The following is a 20504-nucleotide window of genomic DNA, read 5'->3' as shown; positions in this document are numbered from 1 at the left end:
TGATATAGCTCTTAAATTGACGAAGCTTGCGCTTCATTCAAAAATTGTAAAACTTTTTTTGCCTCATCGTTCAGTTTTCAAAGTTCGTCTGCCGCTCTTAGCGACTCATTTATAATAGCACCTGTAATTATATCCGTCAACTATAAAAAGAAAGTTTTTTAAAAAAGAATAAATAAAGACGATTCCATTTCATTTTGTTGAATGGAATCGCTAGTTTCTTCTTATTGAAATGCAACAATGCTCACATCGGTTAATCGCGATAAATCATATTCTTTCTCCCCTGTCGCTTCAAGCACAATCGGTTGTTCGACACGATTCGTATAGGCATATATCGTTCCTCGTACTCCACTGCTCAATAAAACAGGGCGACCGATTTCATAAAATCCAAGTAATGTCGCAAGAAGCGACAAAGCTTCTCCATCATAGGCTTTGTTCTGCCACATATAGAAATATGCTTCCTCTGGAGAGAGCGGCTTTCGGAACGTTCGGGGTGCTGTTAACTGACAGAAGCGATCGGCGACAATAAATAGAGGAGAGGCTGGATTCAACTCGCGTTCCGTCAGACGTTTTGGAAACCCGGATCCATCCAATCGCTCATGATGCTCGGTAATCAATTGATACACTCTTCCTCTTAACGTTTGAGTACTCGGGAGCATCGATGCCGAAACGAGTGGGTGTTGATACAATAGCTCCCGTTCCATTTTTGTGAAATAACGCATATGAGACCATTTCCGAATTTTAGCGTAGCTCGCATCTGCAAAATAAGAAGCAATCCCGTAATCAAATTGGAGTTGATGTTCGTCCCCTCGATATTTCGATAAGGCACGGGCGACGAGCGCTCGATAGACGGAATGGTAAATGACATGATTTTTCCGCAACGGCTGATGCGTAAAGAAATGAACGATCGCTGTAAGCGGAACTTCCTGACGAAATAGTTGATGAATGAATTCTAGACCTTCATATGGGTTAGGTGCGATCCGTTCTTCCCACTGATTATAATGCTTCTCATATTGAAGGACCTGATTACAGAGGCGCTGTTCTTCTTTAGACGTGAAGAGCTTCTGTTCAACAGGTGCGACATCGATATCTTCGATTTTTAAGAAACGGAGCAAACGTAAATGTTCATTGGTTAAGTGGATTCCGGCTTCTAAAGAAGAAACGGGTGACAATAGCGTCATCCCAACATGTACAGTGGATAAGTTCAAACGCACGCGAATCCCTCCTAATATATGAAAAGATCGAACGGAAACACCGTTCGACCTCTCGTCTTACTCATTCACATCAGACGATTCATCGGTTTCAGGTGCTTCATCCTCAAACCCATTCTCCAAATCGACTGCTGATTCCTCTTCTAACTCATCTTTTTTCAACTTTGCGATAGTCGCTAAACGATCGCCCTCTTCGATGTTCATCACTTTCACACCGCGAGTACTTCGACCCATTTGAGAGATCGTTTGTGAATCAATCCGAATCGCAACACCGAGTTCGGTCATCAGCATGATGTCATCGTCTTCATCAACGACACGCATCCCGACGACTGTTCCACGATCTGTCTTAATTCCGATGATACCGGAACCGCCACGACCTTGTGTGCGGAACTGTTCCATGGCCGTACGTTTTCCGTATCCTTTTTCAGTGATAATCAAGACGTCTTGCGTGGTGCGAACGATTTCCATCGAGACGACCAAATCGTCTTCCTTCTTCAATCGAATCGCGCGAACGCCTCGTGCCGTACGTCCCATCGAACGAACTTCTCCTTCGAGTGGGAAGCGAATCGACATACCTTGGCGTGTGACGATCAACATTTCATCGTCGCTCTTCGCTAAACGGACCGTGACGAGTTCATCTGTCTCATTCAAACTGATGGCACGTAGACCGTTTTTGTTGATTCGGGCGTATGCCGAAAGTGGCGAACGCTTAATCAATCCTTCTTTCGTGATGAAGACGAGAGACAACTGCTCGTCCGCTACTTCTTCAGACTCATCCTGTGTCTCTTCCGCTACCGTTTGGTTAGCCAAGTAACTATTGAAATCGACAGGAATCATCGTTTCGACTTTTTCACCTTTGTCGATTTGCAGCAAGTTAATGATCGGCATCCCTTTCGCGGTACGGCTCATCTCAGGAATTTCGTATCCTTTGAGACGGAAGACGCGTCCGAAGTTGGTGAAGAACAGGATGGTATCGTGTGTCGACGCGGAGAGCAGACGAAGCACAAAGTCTTCATCGTTCGTTCCCATACCTTGTTTCCCACGTCCACCACGGCGCTGTGTCCGATATGAATCCGATGGGATCGACTTGATATATCCTTCGCTCGTGAGCGTAATCATCATGTCGCGAACTGGGATCAAATCTTCGTCCTCGAGTTCAACGATATCCGTACGAATCACCGTACGACGAGCATCACCATATCGCTCTTTGATTTCGATTAACTCGTTACGAATAATATCGAGTAGCAATTCTTCGTCTCCGAGAATCGCACGAAGTTCTTCGATTAACGCTTTCACTTCACGATATTCGCCTTCAATCTTCTCACGTTCCAAACCAGTCAAGCGTTGGAGACGCATATCTAAGATTGCTTGCGTCTGTTCAGTCGAAAGTCCAAAGCGGGCAATCAACTTTTCACGAGCCTCGTCACCTGTGCGTGTGCTACGGATGATGGCGATGACTTCATCCAAGTGATCCAAGGCAACACGAAGACCTTCTAAAATGTGGGCACGTGCTTCCGCTTTGTCTAAATCGAATTGCGTCCGACGACGCACGACCTCTTTTTGGTGTTCGATGTAGTAATAGATTGCTTGTTTGATGTTCAACGTTTTTGGACGACCGCCTACAAGCGCGAGCATGTTAACACCGAACGTCGTTTGCATCGGTGTTTGCTTGTACAAGTTATTCAAGATGACACTCGCATTCGCGTCGCGGCGAACTTCAATCACGATGCGCATCCCGTTACGGTCTGATTCATCGCGTAAGTCCGTGATTCCCTCGATTTTCTTGTCGCGAACCAAATCGGCAATCTTTTCAACGAGACGCGCTTTGTTGACTTGGTAAGGAATCTCGTGCACGAGGATCCGTTCACGGCCATTTTTCAAGACCTCGATTTCAGCTTTCGCACGCATCGTAATCGATCCACGTCCAGTTTCGTATGCACGACGAATCCCACTACGTCCCAAAATCTCTCCCGCAGTCGGGAAATCAGGACCCGGGATATGTTGCATCAATTCTGCAATCGTGATGTCCGGGTTGTGAGAAAGCGCCAGTACACCGTCGATGACCTCGTTCAAGTTATGAGGCGGAACGTTCGTCGCCATACCAACGGCAATCCCGCTCGTCCCGTTCACAAGGAAGTTCGGGAAACGTGCCGGAAGTACGACTGGTTCTTTTTCTTCACCATCGAAGTTTGGTTGATAATCAATCGTGTTTTTTCCGATGTCTCGTACGAGTTCCATCGCAATTTTAGACATACGTGCCTCGGTATAACGCATCGCAGCGGCCGAGTCGCCATCGACTGAACCGAAGTTCCCGTGACCGTCGACTAATTCGTAGCGATAACTGAAGTCCTGAGCCATGCGGACCATCGTCTCATAAACGGCTGAGTCACCGTGTGGGTGGTACTTACCGATGACGTCCCCGACGACACGCGCCGACTTCTTATGTGGCTTGTCCGCGCGAATACCTAGTTCGTTCATCGCATATAAAATACGACGGTGAACCGGCTTTAATCCATCTCGCACGTCCGGAAGGGCACGTGATACGATGACGCTCATCGCGTAGTCCATGAACGACGTTCGCATCTCCTGGCTAATATTTATATCCTTGATATTTTCTTGTTCTGCCATTCGTTATTGCCTACCCTTCTTATTAAATATCGAGGTTCTTCACGTAATGGGCGTGAGATTGAATAAAGTCACGGCGTGGTTCGACGTTGTCACCCATGAGCGTTTCGAAGATTTCATCCGCTTCGATTGCATCTTGCAGGTCGACACGAAGCATCGAACGCGTTTCCGGGTTCATCGTCGTATTCCATAACTGTTCAGGATCCATCTCTCCGAGACCCTTGTAACGTTGAACGCTATAACGTGCATTTTCAGGAAGTTGTGCAATCGCTGCCTGCAACTCACGGTCGTTTTGAACGTAGATGGTTTCTTTCCCGTGCTTCACACCATAGAGTGGTGGTTGCGCGATATAAACATATCCACTTTCAACGAGTGGGCGCATGTAACGATAGAAGAACGTCAACAATAACGTTCGAATGTGCGCACCATCGACATCGGCATCGGTCATGATGATGAGTTTATGATAGCGCGCTTTCGATAAGTCAAACTCATCGGCAATCCCTGTTCCGAGAGCCGTGATGATGGTCCGGACTTCTTGGTTGGCCAAAATCTTATCAAGACGTGCTTTCTCAACGTTGATGATTTTCCCTCGAATCGGAAGGATGGCTTGGAAGTGACGATCACGTCCAGATTTCGCAGAACCTCCCGCTGAGTCACCCTCAACGATGTATAGTTCAGATTTCGATGCATCTTTTGACGAACAGTCTGCCAATTTCCCTGGCAATGAACTGACTTCGAGAATCCCTTTACGACGTGTCATCTCGCGTGCACGTTTCGCAGCAAGACGCGCACGTGCCGCCATCAAGCCTTTGTCGACAATGAGGCGGCCGACCGACGGGTTCTCGAGTAGGAATTGTTCGAACGTGTCGCTGAACAATGTGTCCGTTGCCGTACGCGCATCGGCATTCCCGAGTTTTGTCTTCGTCTGCCCTTCAAACTGAGGAGAAGGGTGCTTGACCGAAACAATCGCCGTCAATCCTTCACGGACATCATCCCCTGAGAGGCTACCATCGGCTTCCTTCATCAATCCGAATCGCTTCGCATAATCATTAATGGCACGGGTGAGCGCCGTCTTAAATCCAGTCTCGTGCGTCCCACCTTCATGCGTCGGAATGTTGTTCGTGAATGAATAAATGTTACTTGCGAAACCTTCGTTGTATTGAAGCGCAATCTCGACTTCGATTCCGTCTTTCGTCCCGTGTACGTATACAGGCTCTTCATGAATCGACGCTTTTGAGCGGTTCAAGTGCTCGACATAAGACTTGATTCCGCCCTCATAGTGATAGTTCCGCTCAATCGTCTCGTCACTACGGTCATCTTTAGCCACGATTCGTAACCCTTTGTTCAAGAAGGCGAGTTCACGTAAGCGTGTCGCTAACAGATCAAAGTCATATTCGAGTGTTTCTTGGAAGATGTCCCCGTCTGGGAAGAAACGAACTGTCGTCCCTGTCGTGTCGGTCGTCCCGACGATTTCGAGTTCACCTTGTGGAACACCCCGTTTGAACGATTGGTAATATACGTTTCCATCGCGACGAACGAACACTTCAAGTTTCGTCGATAAGGCGTTAACAACCGACGCCCCGACACCGTGAAGACCACCTGATACTTTGTATCCGCCACCGCCGAACTTACCACCTGCGTGCAAAACCGTGAAAATAACTTCAACGGCAGGTCGACCCGTTTTCTTTTGAACATCGACCGGAATCCCACGTCCGTTGTCTTCAACAACGATCGAGTTCCCTGGCTCGACCGTCACTGTGATCGTGTCACAATAACCAGCGAGCGCCTCATCGATTGAGTTATCGACAATCTCCCATACCAAATGGTGGAGACCGCGAGAGCTTGTGGAACCGATATACATCCCTGGACGTTTACGGACAGCCTCTAAGCCTTCAAGGACTTGAATCTGATCGGCGCCGTACGCTTGCAATTCTTTTTCATTTTCATTACTCATCGGTTATTTTCACCTACTATACATGATTTGGTGTTCCTTCTTGCCACGATTACACGGACTCCGTTTCAACCTCACCTTGTTTCACGTGAAACACTTTCGCTTGTTGAATGGTCTCATGTGCAATCCCGTCAATGTTTGTTGTAGTCAAAATCGTTTGTACTTTCCGTCCCATCGTATCGAGGAGATGGGTTTGGCGATGATCGTCAAGCTCAGATAACACATCGTCTAATAACAACAGAGGATATTCGCCTACTTCTTCATGAATCAATTCAATCTCAGCTAGCTTCAATGACAAGGCCGCCGTTCGTTGCTGACCTTGTGAACCGAACGTTTGAACGTTTCGATTGTTGACATACAATTCAAAATCGTCACGATGCGGACCAAATAAGGTCACACCTCTTCGTCGTTCGTTCTCTCTTATTTTATCAAACTTTTGACGATACGTTTCAAACATCTGTTCTTTTGAGAAGCGTTCTTTTTGGAACGTGTCGGAAACGTATTGAATCGTCAGTGTTTCGAGTTCTCTTGTGATTCCGGAATGGATGGGATTGGCCCATTTTTCGAGCTGGTCGATGAAGTGATAGCGTCTCATCACAATTTTTACGGCAAGTTCAATCAATTGATCCGTCAAGACTTCAAGTAACGTTTCGTCGCCACCTTTTGTGGATAACTGCTTCAACAAGGCGTTCCGTTGTTTCAACGTCTTCAAGTATTGATTGAGCTCGTGTAAGTACACCGGACTGACCTGACCGATTTCCATATCTAAAAATCGCCGTCTCCCTTGCGGACTGCCTTTCACGATGGCTAAGTCTTCTGGGGCGAACAAGACGACGTTAAATGCGCCGACATAGTCACTGAGACGACGTTGTTCCAAATGATTGAGCTTTGCTTTCTTGCCTTTAGGAGAAAAAGAGAGACTCTGCACCGATTCGCCCGTCCGTTTATGAATCCGTCCTTCGATACTCGCAGCATCGGCTTCCCAACCGATTAACTCACGGTCTTGTGTCGTCCGATGCGATTTTGCGAGCGCAAGTACGTAAATCGATTCGAGAAGATTCGTTTTTCCTTGGGCGTTCTCACCAATCAGAACATTCGTCTGTTCTGAAAAATCTAGCTCGAGGGTTTCGTAGTTGCGATAGTTTTGCAATCGGATCGACTTTAAATGCACGTCAGTTTCCCTCGATTTGATATTCCCCGAAGCCTTCGACTTCGATTGTATCTCCATCTCTTAATTTACGACCGCGGCGCTGGTCCTGCTCACCGTTCACTTTAATCATGACATCCTCTAAAAAGAACTTTGCTTGTCCCCCACTTGAGATGATATCTGCTAATTTTAAAAATTGTCCGAGCGTTACATACTCGGTTGTAATTGACACTTTTTCCATGTCGTCACTTCCTTTCTCACATGCTGATCTGAAAAAATCGCCATACATATTAGTTTATCGAAAATCGTCGAATAAGGCAAAAAGAGGGATGACAAGGCAAGACACCTCATCATCCCTATCCGCAGCTTACGATGTGCGGACTGGCAAAATCAGTTGAAGAACACTATCTTGTTCAACCGGTCGTAAAATGAACGGTCGCATCGAACCCGTGAACTGGATTTCGATTTCAGATGCATCGAGTGCGCGGAGCGCGTCCATCACGAATTTCGAGTTGAAGGAAATTTTTAGTTCTTCTCCTTCAAGCGACAGGATGCTGACACGTTCCGACACTTTTCCGACTTCCGGCGAGTGTGAAGAGACTTCAACTGCCGTTGTATCTTCCGCCACAAATTTAATGACGTTGTTGCGATCGGCACGTGCTAAGAGCGATGCACGGTCAATGGCCTGTAAGAACTCTTTCGCATTCATCCGAACCGCTGTGCGATATTCTTCCGGAATGAGACGTGACGTGTCTGGATAGGCACCGTCTAACAAACGAGAGAAGAATGAGATGTTTTTCATACGGAATAAAATTTGTTGGTCCGTTAAGACGATTTCAATCGGCAACTCTTCACGGTCGAGTAATTTTGCCAATTCGTTGAGTGAGCGACCAGGAACGACGACATTTTGGAACGTCAAATCGTTATCTGTCTCAAATCGCGCACGACGAAGCGCCAGACGGTGGCTATCGGTTGCGACACATGTAAGGAAGCCCTTCTCTGCTGAGAAGTTAACCCCTGTCAATACGGGACGCGTCTCCTGTGAAGAAACAGCGAAGCTCGTCTGACGGATGATGGTCTTCAATAGATCAGCCGGCAAATAGAAGCGACGATCACTCGCAAGTTCAGGTAGGCGTGGATATTCATCCGGGTCGAGACCGTTTAAATGGAACTCTGCCTGACCAGACTCAATGCGCGTCATGAAGTTCGGTGAAACTTCGAGTGTGACCTCGTTCGTCGGTAACTTCTTCACAATTTCTCCTAAGAAGCGTGCGTTCAACACGACGCTTCCAGCACGTTGAATTTGAATGAGTTCAATTCCACCCTCTTCGATTGGAATCAAGCGTTCAATCGAAATCTCGGTATCACTTCCTGTCAGTGTTAAGCCATCCGCATGTGCCTCAAGTTTCAAGCCTGTCAAAATTGGAATGGTCGTTCGTGAAGCCACAGCTTTTGATACGTCTTGTACGGCTTGCATGAATACATCTCGTTGAATCGTTAAATGCATGTGGATAATTCCTCCTAAGGTGAAATGAGTCCATTTCCTAATAATATAATAGTATTAATTAAGTCATAATAGTAATAAGGGCTGTGGATACTGGGGATAAGTCCCCTAATCCATACGTGTTAAGCCATTTCGCCTGTGAATAACTTGTGGATAACTAAGGTGGTTTATCCACAAGATATCCACAGAGAATTCTTCATTAGTTAGAAAGTGCCTTCTTCAACGTTTGAATCGTCTCTTGCATTTCCACATCGTTCTTTAGAAGGGTGCTAATTTTTTCATGTGCATGAATCACAGTCGTGTGATCACGCCCTCCGAACTCTTCCCCGATTTTTGGCAAGGAGCTCTCCGTCATCTCCCGCGAGAGATACATTGCGATTTGACGTGGGAATGCCAACGTCTTGGTTCGCTTTTTCGAGTTCAATTCTTCTACTTGAATGTTGAAGTGTTGACCGACAACTTCTTGAATATCGCGAATGACAATTTTCTTCGCTTCCTGGACAGGCATGATATTATGAAGCGCTTCGGCTGCCACGTCCGGGTCGATTGGTCGTCCGACAAGTTTTGCATAAGCGACGACTCGTGTCAGTGCCCCTTCTAGTTCCCGAATGTTCGTATCGATTTGATTCGCGATATACAGCATGACTTCATTCGAGATATCAAGCCCTTCCGCGGTCGCTTTTTTGCGAAGAATCGCAATTCGCGTCTCAAGGTCCGGTGGTGTGATGTCTGTGATTAGGCCCCATTCAAAGCGTGAACGAAGTCGATCCTCTAGCGTCGGGATTTCTTTTGGTGGTCGATCACTTGAAATCACGATTTGTTTCTGATCGTTGTGCAATGCATTGAATGTGTGGAAAAACTCTTCTTGGGTTTGTTCTTTCCCTGCTAAAAACTGAATATCATCAATCAATAGTACATCAATGTTTCGATAACGGTTCCGAAACTCACCGGTCTTATTATCCCGAATCGAATTGATAAATTCATTTGTGAACTTCTCAGAAGAGACATAGGCAATGCGAGCCCCCGGTTTTTGACCTTTTACATAATGACCAATCGCATGCATCAAATGTGTTTTACCAAGTCCAACGCCTCCGTAAATGAAGAGCGGGTTATAGGCGCGTGCAGGTGCTTCAGCGACAGCAAGTGATGCGGCGTGGGCAAAACGGTTCCCCGATCCGATGACAAACGTCTCGAAAATGTATTTGTCATTCAGTTGACCAAGATCCCCTTCCTCTTTTGAAGGTAATAGCACGGGCTGTTCTTTTGTTTCTGTCACGGCGATGGACTCATTTGACGATCCATCCGCTGGAGCATACTTGTGTGCTTGAGATTCCTCGATGAAATGAATTTCAAGCTTGTTGTTTGTGATCTCTTCAACCGTATCTTGTAACAGAGAGAGATACTGTCGCTCTAACCACGTGACGATAAAACTGGCGGGTGCCGACACAACGAGCGTCGTTCCCATCAATGATATCCCCTCGGTTGATTTCAACCACATGTCAAAACTGGCTTTTGGAGTTCGTTCTTCTTCCTCGATTACCGATAAGACATTTCTCCAAATCTCGCGAGCATTCTTCAATGAAAGACCTCCTTTACTCACATGTTGGGTAAAACTTATTCACACGATATACACATACACTATTCTATAGTAGAAACTAGGGTTATCCCCAGAGAACAAAAACTGTGGATAAAGTTATCCACATGGTGTTCATTATGGGGATAACACTTATCCACAGCCTGTGTATATCTTGGAATCACGAATTGTTCATCCACAAGTTTGTGCACATTCAGTTTAGCAAAATAAAATAGACGTGGCAATGCTTTTTGGTATTTATCCACAGATAAAGAAAAGTATCCACACCCACTTATCCACATGCTGTGTGTTTTGTGGATAACCTGTGGATATATTGTGGATAAAGCACTAATGATAGAATATGAGATGAAAAAGTTATACACAAAAGAGGAAGAAGTGAAATGAAAGATTGTTTTTGTAAAAGAAGAAAATGAAAAAATAAAGAATAAGAATATGAAAAAAAGAGGAGTTATTCACATATAAATGTGGATAACTTCGAGATTTTGTGGATAAAATGGCTCAACGTGGCTATTTATAAAGACCGTTTATAAAATACGTAAAGGTTGTGTATACATTCATCCCCTACTCGTCCTTCGGATAAGGATCGAATCCATGTGGATGAATGCTTTCTGAGTGCCTCATTCTACGAATTCGAAAACCATCCGAAAATACATTGACAATTGTTGAATCGATTTATATAATCTTAAAGACTGCCTTAAATGAAACTATAACTTGCTAATAGAGCGTTAATCTTGAGGAGGTGCTGTAACCATGAAACCAACTTTCAACCCTAACAACCGTAAGCGTAAGAAAGTTCACGGATTCCGTGCACGCATGGCGACTAAAAACGGTCGCAACATTCTTGCTGCTCGTCGTCGTAAAGGCCGTAAAGCCTTGACTGTATAATTCTGAATGAAGATTGCCCGGGGATCCTTTCCTCGGGCAATTTTTTAGTTTGTCACAGAAACGTAGTATTTCATGGATTCTCCCTCGTTCAAATGATGTGGATATGATATGATGTTAGTTGACGATTTTTGAAGCGAAGGATGGAGTGAGAATTTTGAAAAAAGAATACCGCCTGCAAAAGAATGAAGAGTTCCAAGCGGTGTTTCGCGAAGGACGCTCCGTGGCCAATCGTCAGTTTGTCGTCTACACGCTCAAAGCGGATCAAACGCATTTCAGAGTGGGTCTTTCCGTCAGTAAGAAACTTGGAAATGCTGTGGAACGGAACCGGATGAAACGATTGATGCGTGAGTCGCTTCGCTTGCTCGAACCAAACGTTGCACCGAATGATTATGTCATCATCGCTCGAAAACCTGCGACCGCATTGACGCAGTCGGAAGTAACCGAGAGTTTGAAACACGTATTCAAACGGGCCAAGGTTTGGCAAAAGCAGGGCCGGTGACCATGACAATCTGAATTTGTTCTCTCATATAATTAGAGTCTGATAAGATTGCCCGATCGACGTGTGCGTTAAAAAGAATTGATAAAGAAAGCGTAGGAGGAACTATGAGCAAAAAGCTAAAATTAGGATTACTCGCTGCCATGACCGCGGTCATCATGCTGATGGCAGGCTGTGTGGATCCGTCTACCATCCAAGCCGAACCAGTAACGGCTGACACAGAAGGTTTCTGGGCGAAGTACTTTGTATGGCCGCTCGCATGGCTTTTGAAGGAAGTTGCTTACTTGGTCGGTGGCCCGTGGCAATACGGGATTTCAATCATCATCGCGACGATTATCGTCCGGTTATTGATTCTCCCACTCATGATCAAGCAGACGAAGAGTATGGGTGCGATGCAAGTGTTGCAACCAGAAATGCTGAAGCTTCGTGAAAAGTACAGCTCAAAAGACCAGGAAACACAACGTAAACTCCAAGAAGAGATGATGAAGCTTTATCAGGAATACCAAATCAACCCGCTCGCGGGATGTTTGCCGATCTTGATTCAAATGCCGATTCTCTTCGCATTCTATGATGCGATTCGCCGTACACCTGAGATTTTCGAAGCGAACTTCTTATGGTTCGACCTCGGTGCTCCGGATCCAACGTTCGTCTTGCCGATCTTAGCGGCAATCTTGACGTTCGCACAACAAAAAATCTCAATGGCGGGTCAAGAACAGAACCCGCAGTTGAAGATGATGCTTTATATCTTCCCGGTCATGATCTTCGTCATGTCGATCAACCTCCCAGCTGCCCTTTCGTTATACTGGGTAGTCGGTTATATCATCTCGATCATCGTCACGATGGCAATCATGCTCCCGATGCGTGAGAAGATGAAGGTTGCGGCTGAAGCGAAAATCGCTGCGAAAGAAGCAGAGCGTGCAGCGCTTGCTGAAGAAGAAAAGAAAAACAAAAAGAAAAAGCGTAAATAATCGCTAAGCTGAGTGTCTTCTGACGCTCAGCTTTTTTTTGTGGGATTGCAAGCCAGTCAGAGGGGAATAGAGATAGAAACGAGTAAACGGAGGTGTGGGAAAATGGAGGCATTCATTCAGCGTTTGGAACGTTCGACGTTATGGCAAGCGATCATTTATTTTGTACTTGGTGTTCTCATTCTGTTATATCCTCGATTTTTCTTTGATGTCATGGTGTATGTCATTGCCGGTTATTTAGCGATCATGGGGATTTGGATGATCTTTCAAGGGTTGCGTCGACGTCAGGGAGGGTTGCCACCCACTTTCTTTATGGGTCTCATCTATTTGATTTTGGCAGCGGTCGTCTTTTTCTTCGCAGAGACGCTAGCTAGTCTTCTCCCGATTTTGATCGGAGCCTTGTTCTTATTCGGTGGAATTATCCGCCTGATTCAGGCACTCGGTTACCGTCAATCGATGTCGGGACGATGGCTTTGGTTTTTGATTGGAAGTCTATTGTGGATAGGTGTCGGGATTCTCATGTTGACGAATCCGTTCAGTAGTCTACTTGTCTTGTTCCAACTGTTCGGCGGCATTCTCATCGCCATCGCGATAATGGAACTGTTCCTCTATTTCACGATTCGTTCGACGAAACGCCAAGCAAGATACTAAAAAACAAGCCGCCCTATATGCCAGGACGGCTTGTTTCTCGTTGAATCAACTGTTCCATGAACGGTCCGAACACGTTGTAGCCAGGTAGTGATGTGAAAAAAGTTTGCTCTACCTGAAGTCGCTCCAGATAGATGTGGGCGGCTTTTTCGTGTGAGGCGGGGGTCAAATGGTCATAAAATGAGCGGAGGTCGATTTCTTGTCGCTGCGTCACATCTTTTAAACCAAGGGAAGCCCGGTCCGGTGTGTGGTGAGCGGCTAACACATATGCGAAATGGACCATTCCTTGCCGGAGCATCTCCGTTGCCCACATCGCGTTGCCTCGATTGCGTGATTTTGTATATTGGAAAAAGAACCACACGGTATCGAACGCATGGTCACTGATTGCCGCTTCGTCTAATTGCAAGGAAGTGGCGTGTCTAGCAAGTCGCTGTTGTGGGTCGTAGAGCACATGAATCGAGTCTTGATGATTCAACGTCTCTTGCGTGACCGTGAACAGGTCGAGGTGAAGAAAATCATCAAAGACGGCGATGAGTTGTGGAGCGACGATGTGAATCTCGTCTTTTAACAGAATCGGACGATAGGCGGTTACATGCTCGAGGCGTCTAGATAGAAAAGAGACCTTTTCATCGGGGTGTACCATGACATAGAGGTCGATATCTGAATGTTCATCGGCTTCTCCCCGACCGAATGAACCCTTCATAAAAATCGCTTGAACCGCTTCATCGTGCTGTAATCGTTCGGTGATGATTCGGATTGCGTCTTGCTGTTTCATCTTTAGATCATCTCTCTCCTATGTAAATATATTCCTTTATTGTACGAAAACGATGAGGCGAATGGCAATGACTTTATCAATGGTCCAACTCTTTCGTTCAAGTCGAATATCGTGTATAGTAGGTTCGTTATGCATATGATAGAAGAAGATGTTTAGGTTTGGAGGGAGAAAGATGCTAGAGTTTGACACGATTACAGCGATTTCGACGCCGATGGGTGAAGGTGCCATCGGGATCGTCCGACTATCGGGCGATTTGGCGGTCGAAACGGTGAACAATGTGTTTTCTGGGAAAGACTTAACAACAGTCGATTCACATACGATTCATTATGGAACGTTAAAATATCCTAATACGGGCGAAATCGTCGATGAAGTCATGGTCAGTATTATGCGCGCGCCGAAGACGTTTACGCGAGAAGATGTCGTCGAAATCAATTGTCACGGAGGCGTCGTAGCGGTCAATCGTGTCCTTGAGCTCATTCTCGATCAACCCGACATCCGCCTAGCAGAACCGGGCGAGTTCACGAAGCGCGCCTTTTTAAATGGTCGGATCGATTTATCTCAGGCGGAAGCGGTCATGGATTTGATTCGCGCGAAGACGGACCGAGCAATGAACGTTGCGATGGCGCAAATGGAAGGACGTTTGTCACGCCTCGTTCGCGAGTTACGTCAACAATTGCTCGAGACGATTGCGGCGGTCGAGGTCAACATCGACTATCCAGAATATGACGCAGAAGAGATGACCCAGGCCATTGTCGAAGAGAAAGCGGGCGAGGTCAAACGTGTCCTCGAACAGTTACTCGAGACAGCGCGACAAGGGAAAATCTTACGTGAAGGCTTGGCCACGGCAATCATCGGTCGACCGAACGTCGGAAAATCTTCTTTGATGAACACGCTCGTTCAAGAGACAAAAGCGATTGTCACCGAAATTGCCGGTACGACACGTGACACAATTGAGGAATACGTCAACGTGAAAGGTGTTCCGCTCAAATTGATCGATACGGCAGGGATTCGCGAAACGGAAGATATCGTGGAACGAATCGGTGTGGAAAAGTCGAGAAAAGCGTTAGAAGCGGCAGATTTGGTCCTTCTCGTCTTGAACGGACATGAGGGGTTGACTGTCGAGGATGAGGCGTTATTTGAGGCAGTTAAAGGAATGAATGCCATCATCATCATCAACAAGACAGACTTGCCACAAAACATGGATTCTTCTAAGCTAGAGAAACTAGCGGCAGGACGTCCAATTGTGGCGACATCGCTCTTGCTAGATGAAGGAATCGATGCCCTTGAAGCGGCCATCGCAAATCTATTCTTCGCAAAAGGTGTCGAGTCACAGGATATGACGTATATCTCAAACGCTCGACACATTCAGTTAATCAAACGAACGATTGGTCAAATTGATGAGGCGCTCGGTAGTGCCGTCATGAATATGCCGATCGACATGGTTCAAATCGATTTACGTCGTGCGTGGGATACGCTCGGTGAAATCAATGGAGATACCGTACAGGAGAGCTTGATTGATCAGCTCTTTTCACAGTTTTGTCTTGGGAAATAATAAGGAGGAACGAATATGGCTTATACGGCAGGCGAATTTGACGTCATCGTCATCGGGGCCGGACACGCAGGGATTGAATCAGCACTCGCATCGGCTCGAATGGGCGCGAAAACAGCGATGCTCACCATGAACCCTGATATGGTCGGATTCATGTATTGCAACCCATCAATCGGTGGGCCGGCGAAAGGGATCGTCGTACGTGAAATCGATGCGCTCGGTGGCGAGATGGGGCGTGCGATTGACGCGACATACATCCAAATGAAGATGCTCAACACATCGAAAGGGCCGGCGGTACGTGCGCTACGTGCACAGGCGGACAAATTCCAATACCAAAATCATATGAAGAAAGTGCTAGAAGATGAGCCGAATCTGCTGCTTCGTCAGGCGCTAGTCGAGCGCTTGTTGATTGAGGACGGAGAAGTACGTGGCGTGGTAACGAACACAGGTTCAGAATATCGCGCGAAAGCGGTCATCGTCACAACGGGAACGTTCATGCGTGGTCAAATCATCATCGGGGAATTGGCTTACGAGAGTGGTCCGAACAACCAAATGCCATCGGTCGAGCTATCGAAGCATCTTGAAGAGCTCGGTCTCGACTTAGTTCGATTCAAAACGGGAACACCGCCACGAATCGACGGCAAGACGATTGATTATTCGAAGACGGAGATTCAGCCAGGGGACGAGAATCCATCATTCTTCTCGTACACCTCGACGGACTTGGATCCGATCGAACAAATCCCGTGCTGGCTCACGTACACGAGCGAACGTACACACCAATTGATTGATGAGAACTTGCATCGCTCACCGATGTATTCGGGTGCGATTAAAGGAACGGGGCCCCGTTATTGCCCATCAATCGAAGATAAGGTCGTTCGCTTTAATGATAAACCGCGTCACCAAATCTTCTTAGAGCCAGAAGGTCGCGATACGGAAGAAATCTATGTCCAAGGCTTTTCGACGAGTATGCCAGAAGACGTGCAACATCAGATGCTTCGCACGATCCCGGGTCTTGAAAATTCAGAGATGATGCGTCCCGGTTATGCGATTGAATACGATGCGGTCGTACCGACACAGCTTTGGCCAACTCTCGAAACAAAAGCTGTCCCAGGTCTTTTCACAGCGGGACAAATCAACGGGACGAGCGGGTACGAAGAAGCGGCTGGACAGGGCATCATGGCGGGAATCAACGCCGCATGCAAAGTGCTCGGAAAAGATCCGGTTATCTTGGACCGTTCGCAAGCGTACATCGGCGTCTTAATCGATGACCTCGTGACGAAAGGTACGAACGAACCGTATCGCCTTCTCACATCACGTGCCGAATACCGTCTTTTGTTGCGTCATGACAATGCGGACTTGCGACTCAGCGACATCGGGTATGAGATCGGCTTACTTTCAGAAGATCGTCACACTCACCTCAACGAGAAGCGTGTAGCGATTGAAAAAGAAGTGAAGCGACTTGCGTCACTTGTCGTCAAACCGACACCTGAAGTCAATGCGATGCTCGAATCGGTCGGTGCGCACCCGCTTAAAGAAGCGACGCATGCCAACATCTTGTTGAAACGTCCGGAAGTATCTTATGAAGCACTCATGACGGTCGTTCCGTCAACGGAAGAATTGTCGTATGAAGTGAAAGAGCAAGTCGAGATTCAAGTGAAGTATGAAGGTTATATTTCCAAACAGCTTGAACAAGTCGAGAAGATGCGTCGCATGGAAGAAAAACGAATCCCGGAAAACTTGGATTACGATGCGATCGGTGGTCTCGCGACAGAAGCGAAACAAAAACTAAAACAAGTTCGTCCTCTTTCGATCGGTCAAGCGTCTCGTATCTCAGGCGTAAACCCAGCAGACGTGTCAATCTTGCTCGTCTATATCGAACAAGGACAATACGCAACGGTGGAGTGAAACGATGAACGAATCTCAATTTATTGAAGCGTTACGAGCTGAAGGGTTTGAGCTGAGTGAGACACAACTCAGTCAGTTCAAGCGTTACTTCGAAATGCTCGTCGAATGGAACGAGAAAATGAACTTAACGGCCATCACGGACCGAGAAGAAGTATATTTGAAGCATTTCTATGATTCGCTCAGCGCAGCGTTTCATTTCGATTTCACGAAAGTCGAAACCGTATGTGATGTCGGGGCAGGAGCCGGATTCCCAAGTCTTCCGCTCAAAATTTTATTCCCACACTTACACGTCACGATCATCGATTCGTTAAACAAACGCATCACCTTTTTGAACGAGTTGGCCCTTGCCCTTGGACTCGAAGGTGTCGCGTTCCATCATGGTCGTGCCGAAGAGTTCGGAAAAAATAAAAAGTTCCGCGAACAGTTTGACGTCGTCACAGCACGTGCGGTTGCCCGCATGACCGTGTTGGCAGAATACTGTTTGCCACTCGCGAAAGTAGGCGGAAGCTTCGTTGCGCTTAAAGCGGCCAAGGTTTCTGACGAGATGGCAGACGCCAAAAACGCTTTAGCCGTTCTAGGTGGGAAAGAAAAAGCGACACACCAGTTCCTATTGCCAGGAGAGATGAGTGAGCGTAATATCGTAGTTGTAGATAAACTACGAAAAACGCCCGGGAAATATCCGCGTAAAGCGGGGACACCGGCGAAAGAGCCACTTATCTGATGATGTCGTTTCACGTGAAACAAAAGCAGATTCCAGTGGTGGAGTCTGCTTATTTTTTTACATAAAGGGGTGCCCGACGTTGAAGAATAGATTTGCGAAATTGTTCGGTGTGAATCGAAAAGACGAAGTTGCCGTGACGCAGATTGCGGAAGTTCGAGCGGATGACACGGTACAAGAACTCTCGTTGTCACGGTTGCGTCCAAACCGTTATCAACCGCGTAAAGTGTTCGAACCGGCAAAAATTGAAGAGTTGGCAACGACGATTTCGGAACATGGACTCCTTCAACCAATCGTGGTTCGAAAGGCAGATGGGGACTGCTATGAAATCATTGCCGGGGAGCGTCGTTTCCGTGCGGTGAAATCGCTTGGTTGGTCAGCGATTCCGGCAATCGTTCGCGATATGGACGATGATACGACGGCTGCACTCGCCTTGATTGAAAACTTGCAGCGTGAGCAGTTAAGCCCGATTGAAGAGGCGGAAGCATATGATCGTTTACTCGCCTTGAACGGTTTGACGCAAGATGCGCTCGCGAAGAGTCTAGGCAAGAGTCAATCCACGATCGCCAATAAGTTGCGCTTGTTAAAATTGCCGGAGGATGTGAAGCAGTCGCTTCGCGATCGTCGGATCAACGAACGACATGCGCGTGCGTTGTTGCCGTTGAAGGAAGAAGGATTGCAACTTCAAGTGCTCGCAGAAGTGTTAGAACAGGATTTTAACGTCAAGGAGACAGAAGAACGCGTCGCCTTTTTAACAACACCGATCGAAGAAGAGAAGCGAAAGCCGAAAAAACAACGTCGTCGGACGAAAAGTTTTGCGCGTGACACGCGAATCGCCATCAACACGATTCGTGACTCAATCAATTTGATTGGGAAAACAGGGATTGACGTCCAAACTGAAGAAGTAGACGAAGAGGAATTTGTTGAAATTCGAATTCGCATCCCGAAAGCGCGGCCTCAAAAATGAGTCCGTGCTTTTTTATACAATGAAGGAGGTTTGTAGATGGAACGATTAGCATTAAAATTCATTCGCCCAAACCCGAATCAGCCCCGGAAACAATTTGAGGTGGAAAAATTAGAAGAGTTGCGTCAATCCATTGAGCGATATGGCGTCCTACAACCAATCGTCGTTCGAAAAGCGACAGGATACTATGAAATCATTGCCGGGGAACGACGGTTTCAGGCGGCGAAGCTCGCTGGGAAAGAAGACATTCCTGCCCTCGTCGTCACGGCGGACTCCGATCGCGTCATGGAGTTGGCGCTGATTGAAAACATTCAGCGGGCAGACTTGAATGCCATCGAAGAGGCTGTCGCCTATGAACAGTTGATGCAGACGCTAGGTCTGACGCAACAACAGTTGGCCGATCGCGTCGGGAAGAGCCGCAGTCATGTGACGAACAGTCTTCGCCTCCTTCGATTGCCGAGTGCCGTCCAGCATGCGGTCATGGTCGGAGATTTGACGATGGGACATGCACGTGCCATCACGGGTATGAAATCGGAACAAGCGATGGAACAGATTGCGAAACGGGTCATTGCCGAGCATTGGACGGTCCGTCGCCTCGAGCGTTACTTACAAAAAGAGCGCACAGAAAAAAAGACGCTGAAGCGATCGAACGCCGATATCGAAGCGGTCGAAGCGGTGCTTGCGGAGCGTCTTCAGATGGATGTGTCGATTCGTCCGCGCCGAAAAGGCGGCGTCCTCGAGTTGAAGTATTTTTCACAAGACGACTTGGAACAATTGTTGACGTTATTATCGCCTCAAGACTTTGATTCATCTCGTGACTGACGAAGACGCGTGATGGCCGCCTCTTCGTGATGCAGGCGCCCGATCCGTGTATCAAAATCGGCGAATCCGTCTGTGATGAAACGTGCGAGTTCATATACAAGATGGAGACGGGTATTCTGTAGAATCATCATCTCCATGAATCCACTTACGTTCACGACGGCTTTAATATTGTAAGCGCCGACTGCCGGAAGTTCTTTTTGGACACCGGCCCCTGGAGCGAGCGGACCTTCCGAAAAGAAGACATAACCGACACTTGATAAACGTCCGAGACAGGCGTCGATAGCGATAATGAGCGGTTGATGGAAGCGCGTTTGAATCTCATGTAACGTTTCCACCAAATTGAGTGCGTGTACAGGCTTCGTTAATGTGCCGTATACATGTAAATTTCGGATATGGCGTTCTTCTAAAAACGTTCCGACGAGCGGACCGAGTGAATCACCGGTCGAACGGTCCGAACCGATGCAAACAAGGACGATGGGGCGATGGATTTCATTGACCAACTGTTCATGAAGCTGGTCCGCAAGCAATCTGGATCCACTCCGCTCAGTGTGTTCAATGAAGAAAGAGTATGGTTTATGAGGTTTTAAGCGAAACGGCATGAATCTCATCCTCTCTTCTAAGCTGCCTATTCCTAGTTGCAGTTGGGGGATTGATCTCGTATTAACCCATTCCCAAAAGTGGAAAACTTCTAACTTCCGAATGCAGTGTTTGAGAAAAGTCGTGAAATATGTTTTGATGATTTAGAATC

General features: G+C 47.0%; 18 protein-coding genes. 9 read left to right on the top strand and 9 right to left on the bottom strand.

Annotation, left to right across the window (positions count from 1 at the left end; translation table 11 throughout):
- Positions 1-221: 221 nt before the first annotated feature.
- From KNO79_RS12380 to dnaA, 7 genes are all read right to left on the bottom strand, one after another.
- Complete coding sequence (locus tag KNO79_RS12380; protein ID WP_196431642.1) at positions 222-1211, bottom strand: HD-GYP domain-containing protein; 990 nt, start codon at positions 1209-1211, stop codon at positions 222-224.
- Between the two features lie 57 nt (positions 1212-1268).
- Positions 1269-3836, bottom strand: coding sequence for a DNA gyrase subunit A (gene gyrA, locus KNO79_RS12375; RefSeq protein ID WP_015880210.1), 2568 nt, complete (start codon positions 3834-3836; stop codon positions 1269-1271).
- 22 nt (positions 3837-3858) lie between these two features.
- Positions 3859-5787 carry a DNA topoisomerase (ATP-hydrolyzing) subunit B gene (gyrB, locus tag KNO79_RS12370; protein WP_074035264.1) on the bottom strand — a complete coding sequence of 643 codons (1929 nt, stop codon included), beginning with the start codon at positions 5785-5787 and terminating at the stop codon, positions 3859-3861.
- Between the two features lie 49 nt (positions 5788-5836).
- Positions 5837-6955 (bottom strand): DNA replication/repair protein RecF, encoded by a 1119-nt coding sequence (gene recF, locus KNO79_RS12365; RefSeq protein ID WP_159563190.1) that lies wholly within the window; start codon positions 6953-6955, stop codon positions 5837-5839.
- 1 nt (position 6956) lies between these two features.
- The gene (gene yaaA / locus KNO79_RS12360; RefSeq protein WP_015880213.1) at positions 6957-7172 is read right to left on the bottom strand and encodes a S4 domain-containing protein YaaA; all 216 of its coding nucleotides are present in this window, start codon (positions 7170-7172) and stop codon (positions 6957-6959) included.
- A gap of 126 nt (positions 7173-7298) precedes the next feature.
- The gene (dnaN, locus tag KNO79_RS12355; RefSeq protein ID WP_026824743.1) at positions 7299-8438 is read right to left on the bottom strand and encodes a DNA polymerase III subunit beta; all 1140 of its coding nucleotides are present in this window, start codon (positions 8436-8438) and stop codon (positions 7299-7301) included.
- A 196-nt stretch (positions 8439-8634) separates the two neighbouring features.
- Positions 8635-10014: a chromosomal replication initiator protein DnaA gene (gene dnaA, locus KNO79_RS12350; RefSeq protein WP_015880215.1), complete on the bottom strand. Its 1380-nt coding sequence runs from the start codon at positions 10012-10014 to the stop codon at positions 8635-8637.
- Positions 10015-10779: 765 nt separating this feature from the next.
- Between dnaA and rpmH the strand changes: the two genes are divergently transcribed.
- From rpmH to KNO79_RS12330, 4 genes are all read left to right on the top strand, one after another.
- Complete coding sequence (gene rpmH, locus KNO79_RS12345) at positions 10780-10914, top strand: 50S ribosomal protein L34 (protein ID WP_015880216.1); 135 nt, start codon at positions 10780-10782, stop codon at positions 10912-10914.
- A 154-nt stretch (positions 10915-11068) separates the two neighbouring features.
- The gene (gene rnpA, locus KNO79_RS12340) at positions 11069-11413 is read left to right on the top strand and encodes a ribonuclease P protein component (RefSeq protein WP_015880217.1); all 345 of its coding nucleotides are present in this window, start codon (positions 11069-11071) and stop codon (positions 11411-11413) included.
- 104 nt (positions 11414-11517) lie between these two features.
- Positions 11518-12378 (top strand): membrane protein insertase YidC, encoded by an 861-nt coding sequence (gene yidC, locus KNO79_RS12335; RefSeq protein ID WP_015880218.1) that lies wholly within the window; start codon positions 11518-11520, stop codon positions 12376-12378.
- A gap of 102 nt (positions 12379-12480) precedes the next feature.
- The gene (locus KNO79_RS12330) at positions 12481-13026 is read left to right on the top strand and encodes an HdeD family acid-resistance protein (RefSeq protein WP_214691424.1); all 546 of its coding nucleotides are present in this window, start codon (positions 12481-12483) and stop codon (positions 13024-13026) included.
- A gap of 13 nt (positions 13027-13039) precedes the next feature.
- Here KNO79_RS12330 and KNO79_RS12325 read toward each other — a convergent pair whose 3' ends face one another.
- Complete coding sequence (locus KNO79_RS12325; protein ID WP_214691423.1) at positions 13040-13798, bottom strand: nucleotidyltransferase domain-containing protein; 759 nt, start codon at positions 13796-13798, stop codon at positions 13040-13042.
- A 172-nt stretch (positions 13799-13970) separates the two neighbouring features.
- Here KNO79_RS12325 and mnmE point away from each other — a divergent pair, with 172 nt between their 5' ends.
- The 5 genes from mnmE (at position 13971) to KNO79_RS12300 (ending at position 19756) form a co-directional block, all read left to right on the top strand.
- Positions 13971-15350 carry a tRNA uridine-5-carboxymethylaminomethyl(34) synthesis GTPase MnmE gene (gene mnmE / locus KNO79_RS12320; protein ID WP_031424082.1) on the top strand — a complete coding sequence of 460 codons (1380 nt, stop codon included), beginning with the start codon at positions 13971-13973 and terminating at the stop codon, positions 15348-15350.
- A gap of 15 nt (positions 15351-15365) precedes the next feature.
- The gene (gene mnmG, locus KNO79_RS12315) at positions 15366-17252 is read left to right on the top strand and encodes a tRNA uridine-5-carboxymethylaminomethyl(34) synthesis enzyme MnmG (RefSeq protein WP_074035252.1); all 1887 of its coding nucleotides are present in this window, start codon (positions 15366-15368) and stop codon (positions 17250-17252) included.
- Positions 17253-17256: 4 nt separating this feature from the next.
- Positions 17257-17973, top strand: coding sequence for a 16S rRNA (guanine(527)-N(7))-methyltransferase RsmG (gene rsmG, locus KNO79_RS12310; RefSeq protein WP_015880223.1), 717 nt, complete (start codon positions 17257-17259; stop codon positions 17971-17973).
- A 79-nt stretch (positions 17974-18052) separates the two neighbouring features.
- A complete protein-coding gene (gene noc, locus KNO79_RS12305) occupies positions 18053-18937 on the top strand; it encodes a nucleoid occlusion protein (protein WP_214691422.1) in 885 nt (294 codons plus the stop codon).
- A gap of 36 nt (positions 18938-18973) precedes the next feature.
- Complete coding sequence (locus KNO79_RS12300) at positions 18974-19756, top strand: ParB/RepB/Spo0J family partition protein (RefSeq protein WP_031424085.1); 783 nt, start codon at positions 18974-18976, stop codon at positions 19754-19756.
- On the opposite strand, the gene yyaC is transcribed toward KNO79_RS12300, so the two are convergent.
- Positions 19729-20355, bottom strand: coding sequence for a spore protease YyaC (yyaC, locus tag KNO79_RS12295; protein WP_078145959.1), 627 nt, complete (start codon positions 20353-20355; stop codon positions 19729-19731). The genes KNO79_RS12300 and yyaC overlap by 28 nt on opposite strands.
- Between the last annotated feature and the right edge of the window lie 149 nt (positions 20356-20504).

Source organism: Exiguobacterium sp. s43 (assembly GCF_018617255.1).
Classification (GTDB): Bacteria; Bacillota; Bacilli; order Exiguobacteriales; family Exiguobacteriaceae; genus Exiguobacterium; species Exiguobacterium profundum.
Note: the sequence above shows the minus strand (reverse complement) of the source record. Positions and strands in the feature narration are given on the sequence as shown.

Bases quoted from the DNA above. Each gene is read 5' to 3' on its own strand.
- yyaC (WP_078145959.1), bottom strand. From the start codon at position 20,355: ATGCCGTTTCGCTTAAAACCTCATAAACCATACTCTTTCTTCATTGAA.
- gyrB (WP_074035264.1), bottom strand. From the start codon at position 5,787: ATGAGTAATGAAAATGAAAAAGAATTGCAAGCGTACGGCGCCGATCAG.
- KNO79_RS12330 (WP_214691424.1), top strand. From the start codon at position 12,481: ATGGAGGCATTCATTCAGCGTTTGGAACGTTCGACGTTATGGCAAGCG.
- gyrA (WP_015880210.1), bottom strand. From the start codon at position 3,836: ATGGCAGAACAAGAAAATATCAAGGATATAAATATTAGCCAGGAGATG.
- KNO79_RS12300 (WP_031424085.1), top strand. From the start codon at position 18,974: ATGGAACGATTAGCATTAAAATTCATTCGCCCAAACCCGAATCAGCCC.
- yidC (WP_015880218.1), top strand. From the start codon at position 11,518: ATGAGCAAAAAGCTAAAATTAGGATTACTCGCTGCCATGACCGCGGTC.
- rsmG (WP_015880223.1), top strand. From the start codon at position 17,257: ATGAACGAATCTCAATTTATTGAAGCGTTACGAGCTGAAGGGTTTGAG.
- mnmG (WP_074035252.1), top strand. From the start codon at position 15,366: ATGGCTTATACGGCAGGCGAATTTGACGTCATCGTCATCGGGGCCGGA.
- yaaA (WP_015880213.1), bottom strand. From the start codon at position 7,172: ATGGAAAAAGTGTCAATTACAACCGAGTATGTAACGCTCGGACAATTT.
- mnmE (WP_031424082.1), top strand. From the start codon at position 13,971: ATGCTAGAGTTTGACACGATTACAGCGATTTCGACGCCGATGGGTGAA.
- dnaN (WP_026824743.1), bottom strand. From the start codon at position 8,438: ATGCATTTAACGATTCAACGAGATGTATTCATGCAAGCCGTACAAGAC.
- KNO79_RS12325 (WP_214691423.1), bottom strand. From the start codon at position 13,798: ATGAAACAGCAAGACGCAATCCGAATCATCACCGAACGATTACAGCAC.
- rpmH (WP_015880216.1), top strand. From the start codon at position 10,780: ATGAAACCAACTTTCAACCCTAACAACCGTAAGCGTAAGAAAGTTCAC.